This is a genomic window from Tropicimonas sediminicola (assembly GCF_900188335.1).
GTDB lineage: Bacteria > Pseudomonadota > Alphaproteobacteria > Rhodobacterales > Rhodobacteraceae > Tropicimonas > Tropicimonas sediminicola.
In genome coordinates this window covers 675,481-698,862 of record NZ_FZOY01000001.1, presented here as the reverse complement: position 1 = coordinate 698,862, position 23,382 = coordinate 675,481, and the positions used below count along the sequence as shown (strand labels likewise).

Here is a 23,382-nt window from a genome sequence, read left to right as displayed (position 1 = left end):
TGGATCTCAGTGCAGGTTGGGCTGGGCGCCGACGCCCTTTTCATCGACCACGTGGCCGCGGGCGAAACGGTCGAACCGGTAGGCCGTCGCGGTGTCGTGGGGCGTATCGGTCGCGAGGAGATGGGCGAAGGCATAGCCGGAGGCGGGGGTCGCCTTGAAGCCGCCGTAGCACCAGCCGCCGTTGAAATAGAGGCCGTCGATGTGGGTCCGGTCGATGATCGGGGAGCCGTCCATCGACATGTCCATGATCCCGCCCCAGCTCCGCAGAAGCCGGGCCCGGCCGAGCATCGGCATAAGCGCCATGCCGCCCTCGATCACGTCCTCTACCACCGGCAGGTTGCCCCGCTGCGCGTAGGAATTGTAGCCGTCGATATCGCCGCCGAAGACCAGCCCGCCCTTGTCGGACTGGCTGACATAGAAATGCCCGGCACCAAAGGTGATGACGCCCGGGATCGTCGGCTTGAGCCCTTCCGAAACGAAGGCCTGTAGCACGTGGCTCTCGATCGGCAGGCGCATGCCCGCCTTGGCCATCACACGGGAGGAGGAGCCGGCGACCGCCACCCCGACCTTCTTCGCGCCGATGAAACCACGGGTGGTCTCAACGCCGAGGACCTTGCCTGCCTCGATGCGGAAGCCGGTTACCTCGCAGTTCTGGATCAGGTCCACGCCGCGACGGTCGGCGCCGCGGGCATAGCCCCAGGCGACCCCGTCGTGCCGCGCGGTGCCGGCGCGTTCCTGTATCAGCCCGCCCTTGATCGGGAACCTGGCGTTGTCGAAGTTGAGGAACGGGGCGATGCCGCGCAGCTCCTCCTGCGACAGCAGGCGGCCTCCGGCACCGGTCAGGTGCATCGCGTTGCCGCGACGGCGGTAGGCATCGCGCTGGCCGTCGCTGTGGAACAGGTTGATGATCGTGCGCTGGCTGACCATCGCGTTGAAGTTCAGCTCCTGCTCCAGATTCTCCCAGAGTTTCATGGAGAACTCGTAGAACGGCTGGTTGCCCGGCAGCAGGTAGTTCGAACGGATGATCGTGGTGTTGCGACCGATGTTGCCCGAGCCGAGCCACCCCTTTTCGAGCACCGCGACCCGCGACGTCTTGAACACGCTCGCCAGGTAATAGGCCGTCGCCAGCCCATGCCCGCCACCACCGACGATGATGATGTCGTATTCCGGTTTCGGCTCGAGGTTGCGCCATAGCTCGCCCCAGCCCCTGTGCCCTGTCAGGGCCTCCTTGATGACCCGGAAACCCGAGAAACCCATCGTGTGACTCCGTTGTTTGTCCCCTTGTCCTACCCCGTGGCCTTCCGGCATATCTTTCGAAATCGAGACGTTTTCATTCGAAAAAGGGTCACGTATGCCGCGTCGCAGAATCGGGTTCTTCCTGATCGAGGGCTTCGCAATGATGAGCACCTCTGCCGCGATGGAGCCGCTGCGGGCCGCGAACCTGTTCTCCGACGAGCCGCTCTACGAGATCGTGCCGCTTTCGGTCCGGGGCGGGCCGGTACGCTCTTCGCTGCCGGCGGTCATGGAGACGGAGGCCATCGCGACGCAGGCACTGCCCTTCGACATGGTCTTCGTGGTGGCCGGGGGAGACCCGCTGCGGGTGCACGACCCGGCCCTGTTCACCTGGTTGCGACAGCTCGACCGGCGCGGGGTGCCGCTTGGCGGCATTTCGGGGGGCGCCGCGGTCCTGGCGCGGGCCGGGTTGATGGAAGCGCGCCGGTTCACGGTGCATTGGCACCACCTCGAGGAACTCCGCGCCTATTCGGACCGCTTCTTCCTGGAACGGCGTCTCTACGTCATCGACAGGGACCGCTACACCTGTGCGGGCGGCACCGCCCCGCTCGACATGATGCACTCGATCATCTCCGCCGAGCACGGGGTGAGCTTCGCCCGCCAGATCAGTGACTGGTTCATCCAGACCGAGATCCGCGTGGCCGATGCCCCGCAGCAGGCCAGCGTCGAGGCGCGGTATGGTCCTCTGCCGCGCGCCGTCGTGGAGGCGCTGGAGCTGATGGAATCCCACGTGGCCGACCCGCTCCACCTCGAGCAGATCGCGCCGCTGGTGGGCCTGTCGGGGCGCCAGCTTCAGCGGCAGTTTTCCGAGGCGTTCGGCAAGTCGGTGATGCAGACCTACCGCGAGATCCGGCTGGACACGGCGCGGGGGCTGTTGCGCAAATCCCGCATCAGCATTGGCGAGATCGCGCAGATGACCGGCTTTGCCACGCAGGCGGCATTTTCCGACGCCTATCGGCGCCACTTCGACGAGACGCCGCGCACGACGCGCGGCGCCTGACCGCGGCCAGTAGGGTCAGGACCCCGGAACCTTGCCGCGCACCACGCCCTGCCGCAGCGACGAGGGCGAGATGCCGTAGTATTCCGAGAAGCAGAACGAGAAGTAAGAGCCCGAGCGAAAGCCCGTCGCCACGGCCACGTCGAGGATTGGCATGTTGCTGTGCAGCAGGAGGTCGCGCGACCGTTCGAGCCGCAGCATCTTGCAGTATTTCGACGGCGTCATGCCGGTGTACTTGATGAAGAGCCGCTCCAGCGTCCGGCGGCTCGCCCCCACGGACGAGGCCAGGGCGGCAGGCGCCATCGGATGTTCCATGTTGTCCCCAAGCAGCTTGATCGCTTGGCGGAGCTGTTTCGGCGTGGTGTCGGGGATGTGTTCGGTGCCCGGGGATTGCAGCATGCCGCCCGTCCGAATGCGGTCGAGCTGCAGCTGGTTGGCGATGGATCGCAGCACCCGCTGGTCGTGGTCGCGGGCGATCAGTTCCATCACGAGATCGAAGGACGACATGCCCCCGGCGCAGGTCATGATGCTGCCGTCTATCTCGTAGATCGCACGGGTCAGGTCGATCTCCGGGAATTCCTCCTTGAAGGCGGGCTGGCCCTCCCAGTGGATCGTGCAACGCCGGTTCCTGAGCAGGCCGGCGCGGGCGAGAAAGATCGTGCCCATCGAGATCGCGCCCAGCGTCACACCTGCCGCGAAACGCCGGTTGAGAAACGCGCTGAGCCGTGTCGGGTGACGCGCCACAAGGCTCAGGCCGGCACAGACGAAGGTGTAGTCAGGCCGGCCGCCCTCGCCCACGAGCCCTTCGCTCTGGGCGACGATCCCGTTCGAGGCCTGCACGGAATCTCCGTCCTCCGAGACGAGCCGCCACTCATAGACCTCGCGGCCGAGGATCCGGTTTGCCACGCGCAGCGGTTCGATCGCGGAGATGACCGACAGCATCGAGAACGCGTCGAGCAGCACGAACTCGAAGAGTATCGGCTTGCGCGCGTTCGCGGGGGCTTGCGCCTCGGACTGGCCCTGGTCGTCGTTCATGGTCAGGTCGAGCCTACGTACTTTGCAGGCGCGGCGTTACGCCGTGTCTTGTGGGTGAGCGCGGAGGATGGGGAGACGTATCCGCCACGGGAAGACAGGCTCGTGGCGGATGCGGCTCAGGAAATCAAGCGGGATCTGCGAGGGTCACCGGCCCCTTCGGCCGCGAACAGCAGGCAAGGATGTAGCCCTGTTCGACCTCGCGTTCCGAGAGGCCGCCCTGCTGCTGCATCTCGACCTCGCCCTCGAGCAACCGCAGACGGCAGGTGCCGCACTGCCCTTCGCCGCACCCGGTCGGAATGCGCTGCCCCCTTGCGGCGAGCGCGGTGCTCAGCGGCTGGTCGGGCGGCAGGTCGTGGATCTGGCCGCGATACTTCACCGCCACGCCATCCCACGCCGCGTCTTCGGAGGCCGGGGCTTCGGCGATGCGGACAGGCGCCGTACCGAAGCTTTCGGTGTGGAACTGGCGCGCATCCAACCCCTCGGCGCCCAGGACGCGACGCATCTGGCTCATGAACCCCTCGGGGCCGCAACAGAAGGCCACGCGCCGCCCGACGTCTGGGAACATGGCGCGGATCATGGCGCGGTCCGGCCGACCCCGATAGCCGCGCCATGCCTCGCCGGCGCCCGGCGCAGTCACGACGTCGAAGAGACGCAGGTTCGGCATGTTGGCGGCGATCCGGCCCAGTTCCTCGGTGAAGAGCAGGTCCTCGACGCGGCGCGCGACCTGGATCGCGGCGACATCAGCCGTTTCACGACGCGCGTGGAGCCAGCGCAGCATCGACATCATCGGCGTGAACCCCGACCCGCCCCCCACGAGCAGCAGCGGCTTTCCCGGATGTGCAGCCAGGGTGAAGCGGCCGAAAGGACCGCGGGCGGTGATCTCGGCGCCAGGATGCAGGGTCTCGTGCATCCAGCGGGTGGCATTGCCGGGCGAGCCCGCCTTGACCGTGACCGACACACGCCGCGGGTCGATCCCCGACGAGGCCAGGGTAAAGGTCCGCGTCGCCGTGCCGCCTGCCATCGGAAGGTCCAGCGCGATCGCCTGGCCGGGATGGTGGCGCAGCCTATCGTCCAGAACCTCGAAGTCGAAGGTCACTACATCCGGAGTCTCCTGCCTGCGCCCCACGAGCCGAAGAAGGCGCTGGCGCGACGGGTGGGCAGGCAGGCCGGCCTTCGGGAATGGCAGGGTCGAAAACGATGCGTCCAGTGCCATTGGTCACTCCGCCGCGGCAAGGGTGGAGGCCGGCGCGCCGATCCAGGCCTCGAGCTTGCCCCGGTACCAGTCGAGGAAGTTCAGAATCATGAATTCAGAGACCTCCGAATAGGGACCGGGCTGGTATCCGGGCGAGCGTGTGCCGATCTGGTTTTCCTCCGCCAGTCGCTTGTCCTGGTCGTTGGTCTCCACCCAGACGTGGCTGAGGTGCTCGACCTCGCAATCCCAGCCCTCGACCGCATCCTCGTGCACGCACCAGGTGGTGCGCACTTCGGTCCGGTTGGGACCAAGCGGCAACACGCGGAAATGGATGGTCATTTCCGACAGGAAGTGATGCCAGTTGTTCGGCGCGCGGAATGCGCGGACGGAGCCCAGGTCCGCCTCCGTCAGCTCGCCGAGCAGCTTCTTGCTGGCGGGCTTGCCGTCGAGCGTCATGGAATAGGCGCCCTCGCGGAAAGGCAGCCGGATGCAGCGGAACTCGTTGCCGCCGTCCACCGGCCTGTGCGGCAGGCCGAGCGCATCCCATTCGCGGGCCTTCTGCTCCATGATGCGGAACTCGTCGCCGAAGCGCGCGTCTTCGGGAAGGGCCATTTCCACCAGCGAGACCAGCAGTTCAGGGTGGTTGCCCGCGCAGTGATAGCACTCGCGGTTGTTCTCGATCACGAGCTTCCAGTTCGCCTCCTCGACGATCACCGACTCGTGGACGATCTTGGTGCGGCGCGGGTCGTGCGGCGCGATATAGGGCGAGATGGCGGCACGGAAGCGTTCGATGTCCGGCGGGGCGTCCGCGAGGCAGATGTAAAGCAGCCCTTCGATCGAAGTCACGTGGACGGGTTTCAGCGGGAACTTCGACGCATCGAAGCTCTCGCCCATGTACCGCGTCGACACCAGGTTGCCCGAGAGTTCGTAGGTCCACTGGTGGTACGGGCAGACGAGGCGGCCGGTGTGACCGCGCGCCTTGTCGCAGAGACGCGATCCGCGGTGCCGGCAGGAGTTGTGAAACGCGCGGATCTCGCCCTCGTTGTCGCGCAGGACGATGATCGGGGCTTCGTGCACGGTCAGCGTGATGTAGTCGCCGGGGTTCGGGATCTCGCATTCGGGGCCAGCGAAGAGCCAGTCGTTGTAGAAGATGGCCTCGATATCGGCCTGGAACAGCGCCTCGTCGTTGTAAAATGCGCTCGGCAGGGAATACCCGTCCTGGCAGGCATCCAGGGCCGAGCGCACCTTGTTGACGGCGGGGAGGTTGGTCATGCGGGGGCTCCGGTAGGTAGGTCGCGAGTCGATCCCACAGACTATCGTCGAAGCGGCACTGTCGCATTTTCGATACCGCGCCAATCTTGCGCGAGATTTCCCCATCGGCCTGGCAGGTCCATTCACCGCGTGCCTGCCCAGGCGGCAATGCCGCGCCTTTCGGCCGGATTCGCCGGCATTCGCATGCATGGCGAGATTTCTAAAAAGATTGACGACAGAGCACGAAAGCGCCGAACTCGCTGGACGCATCCTGCCGGTCAGATCGGCGGCCTGTCCGCCACGCGCAAATGGAGCCCCAAATGTCCCTTCCCACCCACGTGCCCTATCTGATCATCGGGGCAGGTATTCACGGCCTGTCGACGGCGACGCATCTGGCACGGATGCTCAAGGCCTCAGGCAAAGGCTCCGGCAAAGACATCGTCATCGTCGACAAGGACGGTATCGCGGCGGGCGCCTCCGGCATCGCCTGCGGGGTGGTCCGCAACAACTACTTCCAGCCCGCAATGCGCGAACTGATGGCGCATTCGGTCAGCCACTGGGAAGCCAACGCCAAGGCGCTGAGCTACAACCCGGTCGGCTACATGCAGATCTCGCCCGAGTCGATGCACGAGGACGTGGCCCAGATCTACCGCGAGCAGCAGGGCATCGGCTACGAGTCGGTCTTCATCGAGGGCACCGACGATTGCGACGCCTACATGAAGGAGCTTTTCTCCGACTGGCGCGCGCAGAACATCACCTCTGTCCTGCACGAGAAGAAGGGTGGCTACGCCCACAACACCAAGGCAATCTACGCGCTCGCCAAGATGGCCGAAGAGGAAGGCGTGCGCATCCTGACCGGCGTGACGGTCAAGGGGCTCAAGGGCGCCAACGGCTCCTCCTCGGCGATCACTGGCGTTGAGACCGACAAGGGCCCGATCGCCTGCGATTATCTCGTCGTCGCCACCGGCCCCTGGGTGCGGGACTTCTGGAGCATGGCCGAACTGCCCGAGACGGTCTCGATCAAGGGCGCCGACGGCACGCTGCACGACGGCATCCCGATGTGGAAGTTCTGGCAGCTCGAGGAGGGCGTGCTGCGCGTCGATCCGGAGAGCTTCCGGACCAACGCGGGCGATCTGCCGCCGGTGATCCATGTCGACACCGATGCGCCGCTCTATTCCGATGTCGACGGCTCGCTGATCACCGACAAGATGTGGGGCATCTACTACAAGCCCGACCCGCACTTCGGCGGCATTCAGGGCGGCGCCATGCCCTACGCGATCGACAAGCCCGCCAGCGAGGTCGCGATCGACCCCTACGGACCGGCCTCGCCGGAGTTCGTCTCGTCGCCGGAATTCGCCCATATGTGGGTGTCGGCGCTGGCGCATTGCAATGGCCGTTTCTCGGGCACCATGCCGAAGTATCACAAGGAAGCCTCCGGCGGCGTCGGCTGCTTCACGCCCGACAGCTTCCCGGTGTTCGATGTGTTCCGCGAGAACTGCTACATCATCGCCGATTCCAACCACGGCTACAAAATGCTCGGCGTCGGAGAGCTGGTTGCGAAGGAGATCACCGGCGAGACCTCCGCGCTGCTGGAGCCTTTCCGGTTTTCGCGCTACGCCGAAGGAAAGCTGCACCCGGTGTCCAACAGCCCCTACCCCTGGAGCTGAGGCCGGCTCTCGGAGGGGGCAAGCCCCCTCCCCTTCAATCTGCGCGGCGTCCCTGACGGGGCGCCGCGAACATTTCGGAGAGCAGGGTCTCGAAGGATCCTGTTCCGCCATCGAGGCCCATGACCGCGCCGTGGATTCGGTCGAGCCGGTCCCGCGAGCAGACATCCCCGCCGAGGCGGTAGAACTTGTCGACCATCTCCGCTGTGCCGAAGGCCGTTTCCGGGTCGCCCTTCGCGGTGGTCCAGCCAGTCTCGATCCACGCCCCGGAGCGGAGACGCAGGCGCAGCACGGCGAACCGTTCGGCCGGGAAGCGGGCGTTCATGGCGGCATCCTCGACATAGCGGATCCGCCCGAGCATCTCGCGCAGCGCGGCGTCCTCGAAGGCGCCATCCGATACCTCTGCCACCCCGATCCGCCGCCGCACCAGCGCGGCGGCCAACGGCCAGCCGATGGCATATTGCGCCTCCTCGGTGGTCTCGGGCACGCGACGGCAGAGCGCGATGGCCTCGGCGAAGCTGTGGACCTCGACCGCGTCGATCTCGTCTGCCGATGGGGCGTGCGATTCCACGAGGTCGAGCGCGGCCTGCACTGCCGGCTGCGCCCAGCGGCAGACCGGGAAGCCCTTGACGTACTGGTTCATCACTTCCCAGTCGCGGCCGAGGCTCTTCCAGATCGGTGCGACCTCCGGGGCCAGGACGGTGACGGCCGGCGCGCCGGTGAACCCTTCCGCCGCCAGATACGCGGCCGAAACGCCTGCCATAGCCCCCCAGCCCGAGCCGTCCTTGAGCATGGTCGGATGCGCGATCACGCGCATCATCTGGCTGCGCGGGCCGTGGTATTCGGCGATGCCGAGCGCATGGGCGAAAGCCTCGGGCCCAAGGCCCATGACGTGCCCCGAGATCGCCGCGCAGTTCACGGCGCTCCAGGCGCCGGACGTATGATAGTCCGGCACGGTCGCATGCAACGCGATCCCGGCCCGGCTGCCGATCTCGTAGCCGGCGGCAAGCAGCGTCAGGAACTCCGTGCCGGCGATCCTGCGCCCGCTGTCATCGAGGGCAGCCAGCAGGGCCGGAAGCAGGCCGCAGCCGACGTGCCCCTTGGTCAGGCGATGCCCGTCGTGGGAATCAATCGCGTCGATGGTCATCCCGCCGACAAGGGCCGCGCCCTCGGGAGACAGGGTCGCGTCGGAGAACAGCACCCGTGCGCGGCCGCCGGAGAGATTGCGCCGGGCATAGCGCAGCACGGATTGATGCAACGCGGTGCCGGTGCCGGCAATCGCGGTGCCGAGCAGGTCCAGCAGCAGGAGACGGCCGCGGTCCTGCGCCGGGCGCGGTATGTCATCCCACCGCAGATCCAGGAGAAAACGATGAAGGTCTGCGTCGGGGGACATCTGGCTACTCCAACAGGCCGGGCAATTCGCGCAGCAGGAGCTGCGGCATGAGGGTTCGGACGGTGGGCATGGTCTGGCGTGCGTGAACCACGTCGGCGAACCGCACGTCGGCGCAGATCATCTCCGGCGCCCCGGATGCCGATGCGAGCTTGCGGCCGTCGGGCCCGTAGACGGACGAGCCGCCCCAGAAGTTCATGTCGAGATGCGGGCCGGTCCAGTTGCAGAGCAGGATCGGCAGACCATAGATCATGGCCGTGTAGCGGGCGACGATGTCCCAACCCTGTTCGTTCGAGAAACCGCCGCCGACGGCCTCCTTCGTCGAAGCTATGGGAAGGGCAAGGACCGTGCTCTCGCGCATGGCCGAGAGATAGAGCTGGCCGGGATCCCAGCTGTCGGCACAGATCATGCCGCCGCAGATCCAGTGCCGGTCGATGTCGATTGTCTGCGTGCGCTTGCCGGCGGTGAAGTACTTGCCCTCGTCCAGACGGCCATAGGTCGGCAGGTTGATCTTGCGATAGACCTTGAGGACCTCGCCTTTGTGCAGCCAGGCGATGGAATTGTAGAAATGTCCGCCGCGGCCGTGTTCCACGAAGCCGACGACGGCGTAGGTGTTGCGGCACTTGGCGGCGAGGGCCAGAAGGCGGCGGTCATCGGCCCATATGGCCATCTTGCGGACCTCGCCGCCGCCGGGGGGATAGCCGGTCAGCGAGGTTTCGGGAAAGGTCACGAGATCCACCTGCCGGTCATGCGCTTCTTCGAGCGACGCGATGTGGGCGGTGAAGAGCGCGTCCGGATCGTGCGGCTTGTGCTCGATCTGCGCGCAGGCGCAACGGAGCGTGTCGCGGTGGTGCATTTGTGGATCTCCAGGAATTGGGCCGCCCCCGATTGGCCGGGGGCGGCGCCGTCACTCGTCTGTTATTGCCGGCCCGGAGCCGGCGGGCGCAAGGTCAGACGAGGCCCTGCTCAGCAAGGAAGGCCGCTGCCGCATCTTCCACCGTCATCTTGTCCACGTCCACGCGGGCGCAGAGGTCACGCACGATCTCGTCGGTGTAGATGGCGGAGAGGCCGTTCAGGAGCTCGCCCAGTTCCGGGTTCGCCTCGAGCACCTCGGTGCGGATGTTCGGCGTCAGGGCGTAGTTCGGGAAGAAGCCCTGGTCATCCTCGAGTACCTTGAAGTCGAAGGCGGCGATACGGCCGTCGAGCGCGAAGACGAGGCCGATGTCGAGCTTTTCCTCCTTCAGCGCCGAATAGATCAGGCCGGTCTGCATCGGCACGAGGTTGCCGCGGCCGGCCTTGAAGCCGTAGGCGTCCTGGAGACCGGGCAGACCGTCCGGCCGCTTGGGGAATTCCGCGTTGACGCCGAAGCTCAGGTCGTTGCCGCCATTGTAGGCCGCGGCCATGTCGGACACCGTGGTGAGTCCCTTGTCGTCGGAGGCCCGCACGGCGATCGCGTAGGTGCTGTTGGCCTCGGACGGGTTCAGCCAGGTGATGCCGACCTTGGCATCGAGATCGCGGACGGTCTCGTAGGTTTCTTCCGGGCTCAGCGACTCTTCGATCTTGTTGAAGGTGATGAGCGAGGTGCCGGTGTATTCCCAGTAGATGTCCACCTGCCCGTTCTCCATCGCGGACCGGACCACCGCGGTCCCCATGCCCTCGAGCTTCTTGGTGTCGTAGCCCTTGGCGGCCAGGTACTGGACCGTGATCTCCGTCATCAGGAGCTGTTCGGTGAAGTTCTTGCCGCCGACGCGGATCTGGTCGGCCTGGGCGGCGCCCGCCATGACGGCAGCCGATACGAGGACCGCGCCAGCGGTCTTCCGGAGGGAATTGAACATGAGGGACCTCATTGGGGTTTGGGGTGGGAGGAGAAACGCCTGTGTCAGCGCAGCGGGTTCACGCCGCGGGGGATCAGCCAGTATTGCGCGCGGCCGAGCAGGTAGTCGGCCAGCATCGCCAGCAGCGCGGTCGGGATTGCGCCGGCCAGCAGCATCTGCATGTCGTTGAGGTCGATGCCGGTGAAGATCAGCTCGCCCAGGCCGCTGCCGCCGATCAGGAACGCCAGCGGCGCGGTGCCGACGTTGATCGCAACGGCCGTGCGGATTCCGGCAAACATCACGTAGAGCGCGTTGGGCAGTTCGACCGCACGCAGGATGTGCAGCGGCCTCATGCCCATGCCGGTGGCCGCTTCCTTGAGATGCGCCGGCACCTCGCGCAGGCCCTGGTACACGTTGCGCACGATCGGCAGGAGCGTCGCCACCCATAGGCCGAACACGGCCGGCGTGAAGCCGATCCCGAGGAGGGTGATCGACAGGGCGAGGATCGCCAGCGTCGGCACCGTGGTGCCGATGTTGAACACCTGCAGGATCGCCTCCGAATAGCGCTGCATCCAATCCCGGCTGAGCAGGATTCCGGCGGGGATGCCGACCAGGATCGCGAGGCCGGAGGAGATCCCGACCAGCTTGACGTGCTGCACGACGAGGTAGGTGATGTCCTCGGAATAGAGCCGCCAGATATCCCCGACGTAGCCCTGCTCCCCCGCCACGAGCCCGATGCCGAAAATGATGCCGACGGCAAACGCGAGCTTGGAGCGCAGGCGGTCCTGCTTGATGACGGCGCCCTGGATCATAGTGCCTCCGCAAAGGCTTCGGCGGGCTGCGCCGCATCGCGGTAGGTGGCCCCGAGCGCGTGCGAGATCGCCCGCTGCGTGACGAACCCCTTGAAGAAGCCGTCATCGTCGACGCAGGCCAGCCAGGTTGTGTCGTGGCGGAACATCCGCGACACGGCGGTGCGCAGATCGTCGTCGACGTTCACCGTTGTCGGCAGGGCCTGGAAATGCTCTTCGACGCGGCCGGTGACATCGCGGATGTCGTTGAGGTGCAGGAAGCCGCGGGCCCGGCCGCGCGGACCGACCATGACAATGTTGCGGTGCCCGGCTTCCTGCATCATGTCGCGCGCCCTCGCGACATCGTCCTGCGCGGTGACGCGGACCTGGTCGCCGAGCATCACGTCCGACACCTTGAGCAGGCTCAGGCGCTTGAGGGTACGGTCCGAGCCGAGGAAACTGGCGATGAAGTCGTTCCTCGGTCGCGCAAGCAGGTCGTCCGGGCTGTCGTACTGGACGAGGTGCCCGTCCTTGAAGATGGCGATCCGGTCGCCCATCTTGATCGCCTCGTCGATGTCGTGGCTCACGAAGGCGATGGTCTTGCGCAGTTCCTTCTGCATCTTGAGGAACTCGTCCTGGATGACCCCGCGGTTGATGGGGTCGATGGCGCCGAAGGGCTCGTCCATCAGCAGCACCGGCGGATCGGCCGCGAGGGCCCGGATGACGCCGACGCGTTGCTGCTGCCCGCCGGAGAGCTCCTTGGGGTAGCGCTTGAGAAAGATCGCCGGATCGAGGTTCACCAGTTCGAGCAGTTCGCCCGCCCGACGGCGCGCCTTCTTGCGGTCCCAGCCGAGCAGGTCGGGCACGACGCAGATATTGTCCTCGATCGTCATGTTCGGAAACAGGCCGATCTGCTGGATGACGTAGCCGATGGATCGGCGCAGCTCGACCGGATCCACGGTGTCGGTGTCGCGACCCGCGACCCAGATGCTGCCGCTGGTCTTGGGGATGAGGCCGTTGATCATCTTGAGGGTCGTGGTCTTGCCGCAGCCGGACGGGCCCAGCAGGACGCAGATCTCGCCTTCCGGCACCTCCATCGAGACCTGATCGGCAGCGATCACCGAGCCGCCACCGGGCGTTTCGAAGACCTTGGAGAGTTTTTCGAGTTTGATCATCGTGCTTCCCGGATCGAGTTAGTGGCCAGCACCGGCGCCGGAGGAGGAGGCCGGGGTGAGACGTTTCTGGAGTGCCAGCAGCGCGTAGTCGCTGACGATGGCGAGCAGCGAGACCATCAGCGCCCCGGTGATGAGCTGGCGCGGGTCGGACTGGGAGATGCCGCGGCTGATGTAGACGCCGAGCCCGCCGGCGCCGATGTAGGCCGCGATCGCCGTGATCCCGATGTTCATGACCACGGCGATCCGCACGCCGGCCATCACGACGGGAATGGCCAGCGGGATCTCGACGCGGCGCAGGCGCTGCATCGGGGTCATGCCGAGACCCCGCGCCGCCTCGCGCAGGGCGGGGTCGACGTTCGAGATCGCGGTGTAGGTGTTCCGGATGATCGGCAGCTGCGAATAGAGCAGCACGGCGATGACGGCCGGCAGGTAGCCGACGCCCTGCCCGATCAGGGACAGCACGGGGATCATCAGACCGAAGAGCGCGATCGACGGGATCGTCACGATGATCGACGCGATGTAGAGGACGATGTCGGCGGCGCGCTGGTTGAGCGTGATGAGGATGCCGATCGGAACGCCGGTCAGGATCGCCAGGCCGATGGCCACGCCGACAATCGACAGGTGCTGAAGCGTGCGCTCCAGGATCACGTCCAGATTCTGGCCGATGAAAACCAGGGTTTCCAAGAATCGTCTCCTTGTCGGTCGGGCGGTGCGGTTCGACGTGCCGCATCCAGTTCATTTTGGGGGAGGTTGCTCAGTCGTTTCCGTTTCGCGTGTTGAACATGCGGCAAATAGTTTCGAATTTTCGACATGCGCCGTGGCGGGGGATCGAACCGGCAGTCGCACGGTGGCGGGCTGGCGCTCTTAGAGAAGCTGCCGCGCCATGACAACCACCCATCGGTGAGCCGGCCGCAGGGCAAGGCCACGGCGGATTCCCCGGAAGAGTGGTCGTGGACAGGCGCGTTCGGAAGGGGCACGCCGTTGCTGAATTTTCGAAATGACCGAGGTCGGCCTGCACCCCTCTCGCCGGTCCGTCCCGCCGCAGGCGCGACGGTTCGCGAGGCATGTCGGGGACGCCCCTACCCCGGTCTCGGGCAGATCATGGTCCGCCTGGCACGCCTCGACACGGCACGGGAAAAACGGCACGGGCCGCCCTCTCGGACGGCCCGGCCTGCTCTGCTGCACTGTCCCACAAACGCTCAAGGGAGGGGCGCTGCGGGGATTGCCGGTGCCCGCTTCATTGCCGCGAGCGGGTCTTTCGGCGGTCGGAGCCGCGGCGCTGGCCGCGCCCGCGGTTATTTCACGAAGTCTTCGCGGTGCGGCGTGAAGAAATCGAGCAGCACGCCTTCTTCCAGGCAGGTCGCGCCGTGCACCATGTTGGGCTGCTTGTAGGTGCTGTCGCCCGCCCGGACGACCTTCTTCTGGTCGCCGATCTCGAACTCGAACACGCCCGAAAGAACATAGGAGATCTGCTCGTGCGGGTGGCTGTGGAGCGCGGCCACGGCGCCCTTCTCGAAATGCACTTCAACCACCATCGCGTTGTCGGCGAAGATCGCCATGCGACGCTTGATGCCGCCGCCCAGGTCTTCGAGTTCGTGGTCCTTGCCGTAGCAGAAGTTGGTAACGTCCATCGGTGTTCTCCGTGGTCAATTGGGGGAATGATCTGCCGGCGCGCGAGTGCGCCGGCAATCGAAAATCAGGCCTTCATCAGCTTCTGCACGACGACCTTGAAGCTGCGTTCCTCGGCATCGGTGAAGTAGAGGTCCGCGTCGTACCCCTGGTCGTCGATGAAGTTGAACACCCGGCGCGGCGCGGCCTTGGGATAGGGCACGAGCAGCGTGGCGATGCGGTGCCGCTTGGCCTTGGGGAAGGTCGCGACGATCCGCGAGCCGATCGGCTTGCCCTCGTATTCGGCCGGGTCGACATCGTCGTAGCCCTCGACCTGCCTGATGCTCGGCATTCCGCCTTCGGAGAAGACGAACTTGCCGTAATACCCCGCCTTCTCGCCGGTGTAGCGATAGCTGTCGGAGCCGACATCGAAGGGGCCGTTGGCATGGGCGAGCCAGTCGATGCTGACCGGTTCCTCGGCGTCGATGCTGTCGACGATGACGAAGTAGCTGTCATGCACGAAGTAGGCCTCGCGCCGGACCAACGTGACCTCCGGGCTCAGGACCTTGTAGGCCTCGGTCGCATCGCCGCGGATATAGATATGGTCCTCGCGCTGCTCGGCCTGTTCGACCTTGCCGGTGGCGCGCATCGACAGGACCTTGTCGCGGTCGGCATACTGGCCCTTGCCATTGATCAGGATGGCGCATTTCGACTTCGTCTGGCGCCGCCACTGACGGTGCATCGAGGTGTTGAAACCGATGTAGTAGCCCGAGTTGACCATCAGGTCTTCGCCGAAGGCCGACATGCAGAATGCGTTCTGGTCGCCGTGGCTGTGGCTGATCGAGCCCCAGGGGGAGGACTTGAAGACGAAGCTGATATGCTCGTCGGGATTGCCCATCCGGTGCTGGATCGCGGCCCAGCCGATGCCCTTGAACCAGCGCAGGCGCTGATCGTCCGCCGGCGGCTCGGCCTGCACGATCGGGTAATCGTGGCGGTAGCACATCTCGTCGAAGTTCAGGTCCCACCAGCCGTAGTTGTAGAACATGCCCTCGGTGCCCGGATCGTTCCGCTTCAGCTCGTCATAGTACCACTGGTAGGCGCCGTTGCCGGTCACGCCCGCGTATTGGCGCAGGTTGTAGCCGACCTTGAGGCAGACAAGGTCGCCCATGGTGGAATCGTCGCCGAAAGTGCCGCGGCGCGTGGTGGGCGGCTTGGTGTAGAGCGGAAAGTCCCCGGTCTTCTGGAAGAACGGACGCTTGTAGAGGTCGATGCCGTTGAAGTTCTTCAGGTAGTTGGCGCCGTCCACCAGGTAGGCCATGGCGGTCATCCAGTAATGCGGCCCCTCGGCCCAGCCGCCATCGGTGTCGCCCCAGGGCGAGTAGACGGTGAAAAGGAACTCGATGCAGTAGTCGAGCCATTCCCGGGCCTCTTCCTCCTCGCCCAGCATGGCGATGCAGCACGGGATCAGCACCGCGTAGACCGAGCGCACCGCGTGGCTGTCATAGGGGAAGAGGTGGATGTTGGCGTGCTTGATCGCGTGCTCGGCGACATCGCGGGTGCGCTCCAGCAGCGAGGCGCGGACCTTGTCGCGCTCCTCCTGGGTCATCTGGTCATGGAGCCAGTCATAGCCCCAGGCGAGCGCATCGGCGATGCGGTAGGCCCATTCGTCGGTGTAGGAGCGCGACGTGGTGCCCTTCGGGTCCCATTCGGCAACGGACAGGAGCCATTCCTTGGCACGGTCCAGCAGCGCCTGGTCGTCCAGGACCTTGCCGGCCACGGCGAGGTGACGGATCGCGTAGAGTACTTCCTGGCAGTCGATATACCCTTGGCGCCAGACCGGCGGGGTCCGCTGGTTGTTCGGATAGGGCGCGATCTCCTCGGTGATCGGCCGGTCGATCCAGGGCGTGACGCTCTTTTCGTAGAAGGTCGACCAGGTGCACTTGTCCGGATCCTTGGCCACGGCCTTCTTGAACTCCTCGAGATCCTTGGGCCCGAGCCAGAGGCGCGGGTGCGCCATGTCGGCCTTGGCGTAGCGGCCGTCACGCTTGAGAAGCGGAACCTGCGGCAGGCCCTCGGGGATCACGAAACTGCGGGTGGAACTCCAGACGGTCGAGGGGGCCTTGGACTCGGCATCCCACTCGGCATAGCCCCAATGGTAGGCGCCCGGCTCGAACACGACGTCGGGGGTCAGGAAGTTCAGCGGAATATCGGTGAAATACTGCGTGGCCTTCTTGGGAAACGCGGGGTCCTGCGACACGCGCAGGACGTAGCGGGCGCCTTCCTCGACCACGGGCAGCCACATGAAGCGCGGCGGGTTCTCGACAACCGCCTCGCCTCCGGACGGCGCATACTGGATGTTCAGCCGACCGGCCTTGGGTTCATCGAGATAGGCGGTGGCGTCTTTTGTGGCGGTCGAAGGCATCGACGGGCGTCCTTGAATATCGGGTGTTACGGATAAATGGCGCCGCCCGGGACACGGAGTATCGGGCGGAGCCGGCCTTGGGGACGCCGCCCGTCCGGGGATCGGACGGACGGCGCCGGGAGGTGTCAGGTCAGCCGCCGTACTGACGGTCGTAGGCGGACTGCATGACTTCGAGCACGTCGTTCATGCCCATGCGGTCGAGTTGGGACATGTAGGCATCCCACTCTTCTTCCACGTCGGCGGCACCGAGGATCCAGGCCTGCTGCTTCTCGAGCATGTAGGTCCGGGCCTGGCTGAAGTACTTGTCGAAGACCCGCTGCTCGTCGGCGTTCATCGCCACGCCGAGGAAGTCGGGGATCAGGTAGTCGCCCTGCTCGTAGAGCTCGATGCCCTCAAGCGCGTACTGGTTCGACCACTGCTTCTCGTACTCGTAGTCCTGGTAGTAGCCGCGCGCCTGAAGCTGCGCACCGATCTCGTAGAGCTGCGAGTTCACGGGGCGGCCATTGGTCAGGAATTCTTCCGTGAACTGAGGCTTGCCGTCGACCATCGTGTATTGCTCACCCTCGACACCGAAGTTCACCAGCCGGCGGCCTTCGGGCGAGAAGTAGAAGTCGAAATACTTGATGGTCTCGACCGGGTGCTTGTTGGTGCCGCCGATGGCCCAGCCGTCCGGCTTCACGAGAATCCGGCGGTGCTCGGCGATCCGGTCGCCATTCACGTTCTCCGGCGGAATCATCGCCTTGAACGAGAAGCCGGGGATCTTGTCGGCGAGCGAGTCGTTGTAGCCGGCGGTGGAGGCGAACCAGTCGTGCGTCATGCCGCCGAGGTTCTCGGACAACAGGTATTCACGCGAGGACGAACCACGGGTGAAGACTTCCGGGTCGATCAGGCCTTCCTCGTACCACTTGGCGAGGTTCTTGATGCCTTCCTTGTAGCCCTCTCCCATGTAGGGATACTGGATCTTGCCATCCTCGACGTAGAAGTCGTGGTAGGTGTCGGACCCCGACGACCGGCCGCCCCAGAGTGTCACCAGACGCGGCAGTTCTTCCCACTGGCGGGCGAAGTAGGGGATCTCGTCCTGGACGCCGTTGCCGTTCGGGTCCTGAGTCCGGAACGCGGTCAGGACTTCGTACAGCTCGTCGACGGTGTTCGGCACTTCCAGCCCGAGAGTTTCGAGCCAGTCGTAGCGGATGAAGTACCCGCGGCCATACTTCCCGTCCGGCAGGTAGGGGATGTAGTAGAGGTTGCCGTCCGAGGAGGAGGCGGCCTTCATCAGGTCCGGGTTCTCGTCGAAGAACGCCTTGATGTGCGGCGCGTGCTCTTCGATCAGCTCGTTGAGCGGCAGGAAGGCGCCCTGCGGACCGTACTGGTCGACCGCTTCCTTGATCCGGGCGCTGCCGATGATGTCGGGCAGCTTGCCGGTGGCCAGAAGGAGGTTCATGGCCTCTTCGCTGTTGGTCGTGTTCGAGCCGACGGTGGCGTTCTTGAGATAGACGTTGGTGAGCTCCTGGGCCACCTTCTCCACCGGCCAGTTTTCGTCATAGGCCGTGGAGCGGACATGGTGGATGTGGACCGTCAGTTCCAGCGGCTCGTCGACGATCTTGAGATCATCGTTGGCCAGTGCCGGGGTGACGCCGGTCAGTGCCGTTGTCGCCAGTACGGCAGCAGTGAGTGTCAGAATTCGCATGGATACCTCCCTGTATGCGATAATTGACGTCTTCATTCCTTCACACCTCCGAGCAGGATGCCCTTGTTGAAGTACTTCTGAACCCAGGGGTAGATGAGCAGGACGGGGATGATCGAACAGACGATGATCGCCGCCGTGACCGTCTCCACCGAGTAGGGTGCGCTCAGCAGGGTCGAAGAGAATTCCTCGTCGTCGCTGAGTTCCGCGATCGTGTGGCGCAGGTAGACCTGGAGCGGGATCTTGCCCTCGTCGGTCAGCAGCACCATGGCCCAGAAGAAGCCGTTCCAGCGGGCCACGATGCAGAACAGCGTGATCGTGGCGATGGCCGGCTTCGACAGCGGGACGAACACCTTCCACAGCACCTGCCATTCATTGGCACCGTCCATGCGGGCCGCCTCTTCGAAGGACGTCGGGATGCTCTCGAAGAAGTTGCGCAGCAGGATGATGTTGAAGGCGTTGACCGCGAAACCGATGATGATGCCGAAGTAGCTGTCCAGCAGGCCCAGGTCCCGCATGTTCAGAAAGAACGGGATCATGCCGGCGTGGAACCACATCGTGAACGCCACCAGCAGGTTCCAGAAGCGACGCCCCCAGAGCTGCGGCCGCGACAGGGCATAGGCCCCCGGGATCACGATCAGCAGCGAGGTCAGCGTGCCGCCGAAGGTGTAGATGAAGGTGTTCTTGTAGGAGTTCCAGAACGCGGGCTCCGACATCACCCTCTCGTAGGCGGCCAGGGTCAGCTCGATCGGCGTGAGCACGACCTTGCCGGCGGCGGCTGCAAATCCCGAGCTGAAGGACAGCGCGGCAATGTAGATGAAGGGGTACAGCGCGGCGACCGTGAAGAGCGCGATCAGCACCATGTTGGCGAAGACGAAGATCTTGTCGCCGCGCGAATAGAGGTTCATGTTTTTCATCGGACTTGCCTCACCACAGCGACGTCTTGGAGACGCGTTTGGAGATCGTGTTCGCGGTCATCACCAGGGTGAAGGCGACCACGGCGTTGAACAGACCGGCCGCTGCGGCGAGGTCGTATTGTCCGCCGATGAGGCCCTGACGGTAGATGAAGGTGTTGATCACGTCCGCGGTCTGGTAGGTGGCCGGCTGGTAGAGCAGGATGATCATCTCGAAGCCCACTTCCAGCAGGTTGCCGATGCGGATGATCAGCATGATGATGATCGTCGGCATGATGCAGGGGATGGTGATCTTCCACATCATCTGCCAGCGGTTGGCACCATCGACTACGGCGGATTCGTAGAGCGAGGGGTTCACGCCCGCGATTGCCGCAAGGAAGACGATCGACTGGAAGCCCGCCTCCTGCCAGATGCCCGCACCGATGAAGATCGGCCTGAACCATTCCGGTTTCGTCAGGAAGTAGATCGGCTCCACCCCGAACCATCCGATGACGGTGTTCACGATACCCGCGGAGGGCGAGAACGCCGTGATGATGATACCCGCGATGATCACCGAGGAGATGAAGTGCGGCAGGTAGACGATGGTCTGGGCCGTCCGCTTGAAGGTCTCGTTCAGGATCTCGTTGAACATCAGCGCCAGGATGATCGGCATCGGGAAGCCGAATACCAGCGTCAGCGAAGAGATGATAACCGTGTTCTTCAGGGCGCGCAGGAACTGGTCGCTCTGGAACAGGGTCTGGAAGTGCTCGAACCCGACCCAGGGGCTGCCCTCGAAGCCGAGGAACACCGAATAATCCTTGAAGGCGATCTGCAGCCCGTACATCGGGCGATACAGGAAGAGCAGGAACCAGATGATGGTCGGGGCGAGCATCAGGTAGATCTGCCATTCCCGCCGAAGGTGCATCTGGATGCGGTCCAGCCGCTTGGCGAAGGGACGTGTCGGCCCTACTGACGGAGCGCTGCCGGCAATCACGCCGTCGCTCCGGTCAGAGGGTGAGTTGCTAATGTTGGCCATGTCTCCCCCCGCCTCAGGCTGCCCGGCCGATGGCACGGCCGGTTTCACGGTCGAAGAGCTTCACCCTCTCCGGCTTGACGTGCAGCGCGTTGACACCCTGCAGGTGGCCGATCTCGCCATGGGTCTCGACCTTGGCGACGAAGGTCTCGTTGCCGACGTGGGTGTGCAGAAGCGCCTCGGAGCCCAGGGTCTCGATCAGGTCGAGTTCGATCGGGATCGCGCTCGTCCCTTCCTCGGCGCCGAGGTGGACGTGCTCGGGGCGGATGCCCACGACGACGTCACGCCCGGCCGCGCCGCGCAGCTCTTCCAGGGCCGGGAGCGGAATGGTGGTGCCGTTGGCACGCGCCACGAGGCCGCCCTGGCCTTCCTCGATGACGGCGGAGAACTGGTTCATCGGCGGCGAGCCGATGAAGCCGGCAACGAAGGTGTTGACCGGGTTGTTGAACAGGTCCATCGGCGTGCCGATCTGCTCGATCCGGCCATCGGCCATCACGACGATCCTGTCGGCGAGGGTCATGGCTTCGACCTGGTCGTGGGTCACGTAGATCGAGGTGACGCCCAGACGCTTGTGCAGACGCTTGATCTCTGCCCGCATCTGGGTACGCAGCTTGGCGTCGAGGTTGGAGAGCGGCTCGTCGAACAGGAACACGTCCGGATGGCGGACGATGGCGCGGCCCATGGCGACGCGCTGGCGCTGACCGCCGGAGAGGTCGGCGGGACGGCGCTCGAGATACTCGGTCAGGCCGAGGATCTGGGCGACTTCCTCGATCGACTTGGCGATCTCGTCCTTCGGCGTCTTCCGGATCCGCAGACCGAAGGCCATGTTGTCGGCCACGTTCAGGTGCGGGTAGAGCGCGTAGTTCTGGAACACCATCGCCACGTCGCGGTCCTTCGGTGCGACCCTGTTCATCACACGGTCACCGATGCGCAGCGTGCCGTCGGAGATTTCTTCCAGACCCGCGATCATCCGCAGTGTCGTGGACTTGCCGCAGCCCGAAGGCCCGACGAGGACAACGAATTCCCGAGGCTTGATCTCGAGATCGATCCCATGAACCACAGAAAGCGATCCGTATCGCTTCACGATCCCTTCAAGAAACACGCCGGACATTATTCCTCCCGATCTGGAGTTCTTTGCTCGCGTTAGGCGCGGAGCAGGTGAGGCCGCTTCACAGCAGCGTTGAGAATTTCGATATGTTCGAGCAGGCCCGGCTGGCGCGAGAGCGTCTCGATCTCGGTGCCGAGCCCGCCGATATGGGCCAGCAGCGCCGTTTCCGCGTCGGCCGGAGACCCGGCGGCGATCGCATCCCGGATGGCGCGGTGCTGTTCGATGATCTGGGGCCCCTTGCGGATGTTCCGCAGGGTCTTGAGATGGCGCACACGGTCGACGTCGGCCTGGACGCCCTTGACCGTCCACCACACCCCCGGCACGCCGGCAAGCTGGTAGAGCGCCCTGTGGAAGGCTTCGTCGAGCTCGAAGAAGCGGCGGTAATCGTCGCGTGCGATCACTTCTTCCTGCTCCGCGATGCCCTCGTCGAGCTCCCGACAGAAATCGGCGTCCGAGGTGTGGGATTTCCTGGCAGCCCTGCGCACAGCGCCGATCTCCAAATTCACCCGGATGAAGCAGGCCTCGACGTAGCGGTCGATTCGGATCGGTGTCACGTAGGTCCCGCTCTTTGGAACAATTCTGACAAGTCCCGCATCTTCCAAACGTATCAGAGCCTCGCGCACCGGCGTCTTGCTGGTCTCCAGAGCGTCCGCCACCTCAAGCTCCGAAATCTGCTGCCCTGGAAGCAGCTTGATCTCGACAATGAGCGCCCGAATGGCATCAAATATCTGAGAAACCTTGCTTTTCTCAGGAGAGAGACGCATGTCGAGAAGCAGTTCAGAAACCGTTCTCAGCCGATCTACTGCGATTTTCGCCATGCTTCCCTCCCAACGTCACCCCTGGTTTGGTGGCGGCGTTGGAAGGATCTAGCATCTCAGACAGGGGACATGTCCAGACAAATTTTACAAATCTGACATGCCAGAGTGTCGCTCCAGGCACCTTGAAAGTGCCCATCACTCGCGATCACAATCAGATTACCGGATGTTTTTCAGAATGATAGCCATTGCCGCAGCGATGATCGAAATTTCGGCATCTGGCATTCTTGGCACGAAGTGTCGCACCAATTTTACCAATTCGACTTGCATGTCTGGCGTGCATTTTCGTCCGCGCCGACACCGGATCCCGCGACTCAGTCGCCCTCGAAGACCCGCCGCCGGGCGTTCTCGACATGCGCCCGCATCGCCTTTCGGGCGCCCTCCCGGTCCTGGCGCTCTATGGCGTCGAGGATCGCGTAATGCTCGGCCTGAACGAGGTCGAGCCGCTGGCGGGTCTTGGTGAGCGACAGATTCCGGGTGAGGTTCATACCGGCAAGGATGTTCTCCCGCATCGATTGCCGCGCGGCGACGAAGTACTGGTTGTCGGAGGCCTGGCAGATCGCGGAGTGCAGGACCTCGTCCGCGTCAACGCCCAGCTCGTTCTCCCGGATGCAGCGGTCGAGCTCGGCCACGGCATCGCGGATCTCCTCCAGATCCTTCGCCGTCCGCCGCTCCGCCGCGAGATAGGCGGCCTCGCCCTCTATAGCGGCCCGGAATTCGAATGTCCGCTGGATGTCGGCGATCGAGCCGACCGGCGCGAATGTCAGTATCGCATGGTCCGGACGCCGCTTGACGTAGGATCCGGAGCCCTGCCGGGAATGGATGACGTCGTCCTCGCGCAGCTGGCGCAGGGCCTGACGAAGCACGGGGCGGGACACGCCGAACTCGTCGCACATCGCGTATTCGGTGGGCAGCTTGCTGCCGAGTGGATAGGTTCCGTCGGCGATCGCGGCGACGATCTTCTCATAGACATGATCCGACAAGGTCCCTGTGCGCGCCGGACGCGGCGAGCCATTTTCAGGCGCTTCGCTCATTCTTCTCCCCCTTCACGAGTCGGCCGGCCGCCGTGATTCCCCCTCGACACGGCAGCACGTCCCGTGGGGCAGACACCCCGTCCGATGCCGCCCTACTGCATCCGATGTAGTCTTCAAATTCAGATTTGTAAAACGCCGTTGACACGAATTTCTGGTGCGCAAGCCCGGCCGCTCAAGAGCGGCTGC

General features: G+C 64.8%; 20 protein-coding genes. 2 read left to right on the top strand and 18 right to left on the bottom strand.

The window, feature by feature from the left end:
* Positions 1 to 6: 6 nt before the first annotated feature.
* Entirely contained in the window at positions 7 to 1,257 is a 1,251-nt protein-coding gene (locus tag CHB86_RS03330) for a sarcosine oxidase subunit beta family protein (protein WP_089231242.1), read from the bottom strand.
* Positions 1,258 to 1,351: 94 nt separating this feature from the next.
* Here CHB86_RS03330 and CHB86_RS03325 point away from each other — a divergent pair, with 94 nt between their 5' ends.
* Positions 1,352 to 2,293, top strand: a complete 942-nt coding sequence (locus CHB86_RS03325; protein WP_089231240.1) for a GlxA family transcriptional regulator — start codon at positions 1,352 to 1,354, stop codon at positions 2,291 to 2,293.
* 15 nt (positions 2,294 to 2,308) lie between these two features.
* Here CHB86_RS03325 and CHB86_RS03320 read toward each other — a convergent pair whose 3' ends face one another.
* The 3 genes from CHB86_RS03320 to CHB86_RS03310 all read right to left on the bottom strand — a co-directional run bounded on the left by CHB86_RS03320 (position 2,309) and on the right by CHB86_RS03310 (position 5,789).
* On the bottom strand, positions 2,309 to 3,325 hold the full coding sequence (locus CHB86_RS03320) for a GlxA family transcriptional regulator (RefSeq protein ID WP_089231238.1): 1,017 nt from the start codon (positions 3,323 to 3,325) through the stop codon (positions 2,309 to 2,311).
* A gap of 124 nt (positions 3,326 to 3,449) precedes the next feature.
* A complete protein-coding gene (locus CHB86_RS03315; RefSeq protein ID WP_089231236.1) occupies positions 3,450 to 4,538 on the bottom strand; it encodes an FAD-binding oxidoreductase in 1,089 nt (362 codons plus the stop codon).
* A 3-nt stretch (positions 4,539 to 4,541) separates the two neighbouring features.
* Positions 4,542 to 5,789, bottom strand: a complete 1,248-nt coding sequence (locus CHB86_RS03310) for an aromatic ring-hydroxylating oxygenase subunit alpha (RefSeq protein ID WP_089231234.1) — start codon at positions 5,787 to 5,789, stop codon at positions 4,542 to 4,544.
* 299 nt (positions 5,790 to 6,088) lie between these two features.
* Here CHB86_RS03310 and CHB86_RS03305 point away from each other — a divergent pair, with 299 nt between their 5' ends.
* Positions 6,089 to 7,435, top strand: coding sequence for an NAD(P)/FAD-dependent oxidoreductase (locus CHB86_RS03305; RefSeq protein WP_089231233.1), 1,347 nt, complete (start codon positions 6,089 to 6,091; stop codon positions 7,433 to 7,435).
* A gap of 34 nt (positions 7,436 to 7,469) precedes the next feature.
* On the opposite strand, the gene CHB86_RS03300 is transcribed toward CHB86_RS03305, so the two are convergent.
* From CHB86_RS03300 to CHB86_RS03235, 14 genes are all read right to left on the bottom strand, one after another.
* Positions 7,470 to 8,825 carry an MmgE/PrpD family protein gene (locus tag CHB86_RS03300; RefSeq protein ID WP_089231232.1) on the bottom strand — a complete coding sequence of 452 codons (1,356 nt, stop codon included), beginning with the start codon at positions 8,823 to 8,825 and terminating at the stop codon, positions 7,470 to 7,472.
* A 4-nt stretch (positions 8,826 to 8,829) separates the two neighbouring features.
* The gene (locus tag CHB86_RS03295; protein WP_089231230.1) at positions 8,830 to 9,678 is read right to left on the bottom strand and encodes a nitrilase-related carbon-nitrogen hydrolase; all 849 of its coding nucleotides are present in this window, start codon (positions 9,676 to 9,678) and stop codon (positions 8,830 to 8,832) included.
* A gap of 94 nt (positions 9,679 to 9,772) precedes the next feature.
* Positions 9,773 to 10,657 carry a glycine betaine ABC transporter substrate-binding protein gene (locus CHB86_RS03290; protein ID WP_089231228.1) on the bottom strand — a complete coding sequence of 295 codons (885 nt, stop codon included), beginning with the start codon at positions 10,655 to 10,657 and terminating at the stop codon, positions 9,773 to 9,775.
* Between the two features lie 44 nt (positions 10,658 to 10,701).
* Positions 10,702 to 11,448 (bottom strand): ABC transporter permease, encoded by a 747-nt coding sequence (locus tag CHB86_RS03285; protein WP_089231226.1) that lies wholly within the window; start codon positions 11,446 to 11,448, stop codon positions 10,702 to 10,704.
* Complete coding sequence (locus tag CHB86_RS03280) at positions 11,445 to 12,599, bottom strand: ABC transporter ATP-binding protein (RefSeq protein WP_089231224.1); 1,155 nt, start codon at positions 12,597 to 12,599, stop codon at positions 11,445 to 11,447. Before CHB86_RS03280 ends, CHB86_RS03285 begins: the two co-directional genes overlap by 4 nt.
* 18 nt (positions 12,600 to 12,617) lie before the next feature.
* Complete coding sequence (locus CHB86_RS03275; protein WP_089231223.1) at positions 12,618 to 13,283, bottom strand: ABC transporter permease; 666 nt, start codon at positions 13,281 to 13,283, stop codon at positions 12,618 to 12,620.
* Between the two features lie 611 nt (positions 13,284 to 13,894).
* A complete protein-coding gene (locus tag CHB86_RS03270; RefSeq protein WP_089231221.1) occupies positions 13,895 to 14,230 on the bottom strand; it encodes a cupin domain-containing protein in 336 nt (111 codons plus the stop codon).
* Between the two features lie 65 nt (positions 14,231 to 14,295).
* Positions 14,296 to 16,629 (bottom strand): DUF4962 domain-containing protein, encoded by a 2,334-nt coding sequence (locus tag CHB86_RS03265; protein WP_089231219.1) that lies wholly within the window; start codon positions 16,627 to 16,629, stop codon positions 14,296 to 14,298.
* A gap of 130 nt (positions 16,630 to 16,759) precedes the next feature.
* Positions 16,760 to 18,316, bottom strand: a complete 1,557-nt coding sequence (locus CHB86_RS03260) for an extracellular solute-binding protein (protein WP_089231218.1) — start codon at positions 18,314 to 18,316, stop codon at positions 16,760 to 16,762.
* A 32-nt stretch (positions 18,317 to 18,348) separates the two neighbouring features.
* Positions 18,349 to 19,230 carry a carbohydrate ABC transporter permease gene (locus CHB86_RS03255; protein WP_089231217.1) on the bottom strand — a complete coding sequence of 294 codons (882 nt, stop codon included), beginning with the start codon at positions 19,228 to 19,230 and terminating at the stop codon, positions 18,349 to 18,351.
* Positions 19,231 to 19,240: 10 nt separating this feature from the next.
* Positions 19,241 to 20,242 carry an ABC transporter permease gene (locus CHB86_RS03250; protein ID WP_089231215.1) on the bottom strand — a complete coding sequence of 334 codons (1,002 nt, stop codon included), beginning with the start codon at positions 20,240 to 20,242 and terminating at the stop codon, positions 19,241 to 19,243.
* A gap of 13 nt (positions 20,243 to 20,255) precedes the next feature.
* A complete protein-coding gene (locus tag CHB86_RS03245) occupies positions 20,256 to 21,350 on the bottom strand; it encodes an ABC transporter ATP-binding protein (protein ID WP_089231213.1) in 1,095 nt (364 codons plus the stop codon).
* A 32-nt stretch (positions 21,351 to 21,382) separates the two neighbouring features.
* Positions 21,383 to 22,165 carry a GntR family transcriptional regulator gene (locus CHB86_RS03240; RefSeq protein WP_089231211.1) on the bottom strand — a complete coding sequence of 261 codons (783 nt, stop codon included), beginning with the start codon at positions 22,163 to 22,165 and terminating at the stop codon, positions 21,383 to 21,385.
* Between the two features lie 311 nt (positions 22,166 to 22,476).
* Positions 22,477 to 23,196 carry a FadR/GntR family transcriptional regulator gene (locus CHB86_RS03235; protein ID WP_089231210.1) on the bottom strand — a complete coding sequence of 240 codons (720 nt, stop codon included), beginning with the start codon at positions 23,194 to 23,196 and terminating at the stop codon, positions 22,477 to 22,479.
* Between the last annotated feature and the right edge of the window lie 186 nt (positions 23,197 to 23,382).